The following is a 4,921-nucleotide window of genomic DNA, read 5'->3' on the forward strand; positions in this document are numbered from 1 at the left end:
CTTGGCTCGCAAATTCAGTCCCAAGGCCCTTACCATGTACTTGATGGACTTTGGTACCAATGGTTTGGCTCCATTGTCCAAGCTTCCACAGGTGGCAGATACCATGCTTTTGGACCAAACAGAGAAGATCTCTAAGTTTGTACGAATCATGGAGAGAGAACTCAACCGTCGTAAGAAACTCCTTGCGGACTATGGTGTTGGGACCTTGGAACTCTACCGTCAGGCCAGTGGTCAGGAAGAGCCGGCTATTGTCATCCTCTTAGATAGCTATGAGGCCTTCAAGGAAGAAGCCTATGAGGCGGAACTCTTCAAGCTCTTGGTGCGTATCTCTCGTGAAGGTCTCAGTATCGGGGTTCACCTCTTGGTGACAGCTGGTCGCCAGACCAACCTTCGTGCTCAACTCTACTCGAACTTCAAGCACCAGTTGAGCCTGCCACAAAATGAGGCAGGTGAAGTGCGGGCCATCGTGGGCTCTACACCACTTGCTATGACTATGGAAGATATCAAGGGACGTGCCCTTATGAAGCGTGAAGAGGTGGATGTCATCCAGCTGGCTCTCCCAGTTTATGGAGCCAATGATACTCAAGTCCTCAATAACCTGCGCCAAGCAGTCGCTTCCCTCCAAGAAGCCTGGACCGGACAGCGCCCAAGTGCCATTCCGATGGTGCCAGAGGAGTTGACGGAGAAAGACTTCTATAGCCGAGCAAGCGTGCAGACTGCCTATGAACACGGACTTGTGCCATTAGGACTGGACTTGGAGACAGTTGAGCCTGTTACTTGGAATCTGGCTAAAGGAAATCTCCTTTACTTAACAGATAAAGAAGAACAGATGACGGCCTTGGTAAAACACATTGCCAAAGGGAAACAGAAGGTCATCGTCTTGGCACCACAATTTTCTAAACTCAATATTGAGAGATTTAGGGAAGAAGTCATTTACGAGAATGAAATACAAAACATCGAAAATAGGCTAGAGCTTCTTGAATCGGAAATTCATAAGCGAAATCAAGAGGGCTTAAAAGAACATGTAGTTACTATCGTTCTTTATAATATTACCGAAATAATTGGAAATTTGACACCTGTGGCACAAAAGAGACTAGAGTTTATCTTTAAACAGGGTTTACTAGCAGGCTATGCTTCAATTGTTATTACGAGCCAAAGTATTTCTCGTAATATAGAGGCTCCGTTGCGTCTAGCAAAAGGATTCAAACAAGCTTTGATTAGCATGAGGCTCAATGATCAAAACGTTGTACCTGTCACAAAGAAACCTCTAAGAGAGACTATGTTAGAAAATCAAGTTCATTATTTTGTTTGTGAGAGCACATACATTAAGATCAAGGCTTTGATTCGCTAAACTCTTAATAAAAAGAAAAATAACGAATCAATATTGAATATTATAATTGCGGAGTAAAGAAAGATGAAAAAAATAAAAATAATTTTATGGTTAATGATAGGAGGAGTTATACTTATGACAGCATCGTTATTGAATGGATGTAGTTTGGGTGGTGAAACCATTCCCAAAAACAGAACAAAGGAACAGTACGAATTTGAAAAAACGTTTGAGCCTATATTTAAATTTTTAGAGCAAGATAAGAAGGATTTTAATGGATTAAAGCTTTACAAAAATAGTATTTATATAGAGAGTGGAAACGTAGTAAAGGATTATAAAGTATTCTTAGATACTAGCCAATCTGACATTAAGGGTGACTATACAATAAAAATTGGGGATAATAAAGAAACAGTTCCTGTTACTTACTCTAATGGGAAGTTAAATTATGGGTCGGAGGTAACTCCTTTATATGATGAAGAAATTCTTAATTTGGTAGTACAAAGAGATTATTTCGCTTCCTTGAATATAAAAGAAACCTTTAAGAGTGCTGAAACTGAATTGAGCGATATTATCTACCAGCCTGAAAATCATTCTGACCTCTATAAATATCTTAAAAATAAGTACGACATGCCAGAAGATACGACCTGTCGAATAATATTAGATTACTCTAGTGGAACAATCTATGGAATTTCAATACTAATGGAATCTAAGGATGAGGCTGTTCAAATAGATTTAACTATATTTAAACAACGGGAGGATAATCAATGAATGAAATTGAAAAAAGTAATCGTCGAGTTGAAATGTCAGCCGTCTTATCTGATGCTGTATATAAATACGAGATAGCCTATACTGCTGGTCGTAAAAATCCAACAGAGATGGCTGTAGGGGTTTTGGATGATGCTGGCGTGGATAGTAGTAGTTATGATATCGTAGACTCCATGTATGATCCAGATTCAGGTGTTGCGGCGATTGCCGTTTATGATAAGGTGACAAAAGAGACTTATATCTCATACGCTGGAACCAACATGGATGCTGATGGTCATAAGGATATAATTGTAGATGCAGCGATTGGATTAAATGATACTTTGTACCTGAAAGAAAAGAATAAACCAGCACTTGATTTCTATGATAGAGTAGAAGCGAGTGGCCGTTATATTAGCACAACTACTGGTCACTCTTATGGAGTGTTTCAGAGCGGGAGAGTGGCATTAGAAAGACAAGTTCCTTATAATATTGGCTATCAAGGAGCACCTCAGTCAGTAAATGGGAAGACTGCCCAAGAGATGGTCATGGATGGCGACTCTACTATACTAAAAGCGTTTAACTTGTTAGATGAATTAATGCACTCTGTGGCTGACGGTAATACGATGATAGGACCATATTGGAAGTATCTCTCTCGCTTAAAGGCTACCTCTCCTGAGGACGTTAAAGCTGCTAAAGAAGAGGCAAAGCGAATTGAAGAGTTGAAAAAAAATTATAAAGGTTCCTCTGTGACATTTTCTACAACTCGAGACTTTTTAACGAATCTTGTCTGGGCTCAAGATGGAAAGGAGATTTCTTTTGGAGGACAGGCACTGGATAATAGCGCATACGAAACATTATTGGATAATAATACTCCAGCATTGTTGAATATTTTAGGAATTACAAGAGAAGCCAAGTATCCTGAAAATGTTGTTGCGATTGATCTACCGATTCCTCATAATATGAAAGACTACAGAAAAAGTGTTGCAGCTATGGAATATACGAAGCAAGTAGTTCTGGAACAGTTATTTGCAGTTGATATAGATGGAGATGGTTCATTAGATTTTGCAGTGACTTCAGAGAATACAACAACTCGAGATTTGTTGAAAAAGTATGGTGACTCAAAAGAAATTCGCTTAGATACAACCTCTATGATAATTTTGATTACAAATCTGAAAGCCAGTTTAGGACATGCGGAAGATCTGCTAGAAGTAGTTAAGCGTACAAATCAGGCTAATGAGAATGTTATGAATAATTTATCGAGTCGTACAAACAATCTCAAGGAAGCCGTCTTCCAACATTTGCAATCGATTAGTTTGATTGAAGCTATAAAAAAGATAGATAAATCGTTCAGCGATTATGATGGTATGAAAGAGACTTTTGACACTCTCAAAGCGTATAATTCCTACGACTTCTCTAGAAACTTTGATTGGTTAGGTTTTAGTGGATTAAATGACTATTTTGATAGTGAAGGGAAAAGTTTTGATCATGGAGCGATTACATCAAAATTAAATAGTATGAAATCTAATAGTGACTCAATTCTTCTCGATATTGAAGTACATAAAATGACTTCAAAAGGAAAATCTGAAGGAAATCTATTTGCTGAATCAAATACATCTACTTACTTGGGTCGGAGAGGTGCAGAACTGGTGAATTCATTTGAGGGAATGATTGAGAAAAGTACGAAAGGTTTAGATAAGCGTTCACATTTTGGAGATGGGATTCCACAAGCTGTTAATGAAATTTTAAAAGTACTGGAACAAAACATTCAGACAATCATTTCTTGCATTTCCTATACTATTTCTGTAGCAGAAATTATTAAAACGGCTTTAGAGGAAACCGATAGGGGACTGGCTAGAAATATTGATAGTCTAGATTTTAGCTCGGTGCCAAATGTCAATACAAGCGTTTCTCAGGATTATAATACCTACCTAGAAGAAAGTGGAATATTTGATGATCGTGATGTCATTAATGCTTTTGATGATCAGATAGATGTAAGAGCTGAGGATTTAGCAAATAAAATGTCAACAGCATTTAGTAATTACCTAGATAGTGCAAAAGGATATATTGAACAGACAAATAAAGTTATCAACACTTCAAAGGATAATCTACAAGAACTTATTAACGATTTCCCTACTGAAATTTATTACAAGAATAAATTTGATGATAAGGACGATAAAAAGTTCTATGGAATTGTGGAGACCCAGATTTCAGTATCTGGTACAATTCGAACAGCGGCTTCAGAGCTTGATACTTTGGATATAGACTTGACCACAGTTGCGACAACGATAAATCTAGTTGTATCTATGTTGGGTGGTTTCAAACCTGCGTTCAGGAATGGAATGGAAGATGCATTTTATGGGGCGGCCAATTTGAAAGGTGTAGTCCGTTCTCAAAAGGCAGTTGGGGCAGTAATAAAATCATTGCAGATTCGATTTACAAATTTCAAGAGCGATTTAGATAGTCTTGCTTCAGGTTCTGCTGTACAAGCACTGGGGTATAAACTTGGAGACATGATAAATCTCATTGGTAATGTTAGTCATGTAATTGATGACTGCTTTGGTGATGATTAAAAGTTAATTTCGATTATATCATCAAACAGGAATGTTATATTTTTCAAAATGTTCAACAAAATAAATGAAAAGTAATACCAACTTTTGCTGGGAATCATTAACCACCTGAATTATTTTCAGGTGGTTTTCTTTCATTATTCCATACAGTGTTCAGTTTTTCTTACAATATATCTCTTATGGTATAATGAGTTAGAGCCTCTTTCTCATCTCAGATGAGTTCGCAGAGCTCAAGGTCAACCAGCCAGACTTTATCAAGGAGCTGGTATCCATCGCTCGGGTC

The 4,921-nt window shown here is 37.8% G+C and carries 3 protein-coding genes; all 3 read left to right on the forward strand.

What is annotated here, in order from left to right; genetic code table 11:
- Positions 1-1,351: FtsK/SpoIIIE domain-containing protein (locus ADM50_RS05785; protein WP_049484821.1), on the forward strand; the 1,351-nt coding region annotated here is incomplete at its 5' end.
- Positions 1,352-1,414: 63 nt separating this feature from the next.
- Positions 1,415-2,095, forward strand: coding sequence for a hypothetical protein (locus ADM50_RS05790; protein ID WP_049484822.1), 681 nt, complete (start codon positions 1,415-1,417; stop codon positions 2,093-2,095).
- Complete coding sequence (locus ADM50_RS05795) at positions 2,092-4,641, forward strand: SA1320 family protein (protein WP_049484823.1); 2,550 nt, start codon at positions 2,092-2,094, stop codon at positions 4,639-4,641. The genes ADM50_RS05790 and ADM50_RS05795 overlap by 4 nt, the downstream gene beginning before the upstream one ends.
- Positions 4,642-4,921: the final 280 nt, after the last annotated feature.

Source organism: Streptococcus oralis, assembly GCF_001075675.1.
In the GTDB taxonomy this organism is placed as follows: Bacteria; Bacillota; Bacilli; order Lactobacillales; family Streptococcaceae; genus Streptococcus; species Streptococcus oralis_V.

Coding starts and splice junctions, on each gene's coding strand:
- ADM50_RS05795 (WP_049484823.1), top strand. CDS start 2,092: ATGAATGAAATTGAAAAAAGTAATCGTCGAGTTGAAATGTCAGCCGTC.
- ADM50_RS05790 (WP_049484822.1), top strand. CDS start 1,415: ATGAAAAAAATAAAAATAATTTTATGGTTAATGATAGGAGGAGTTATA.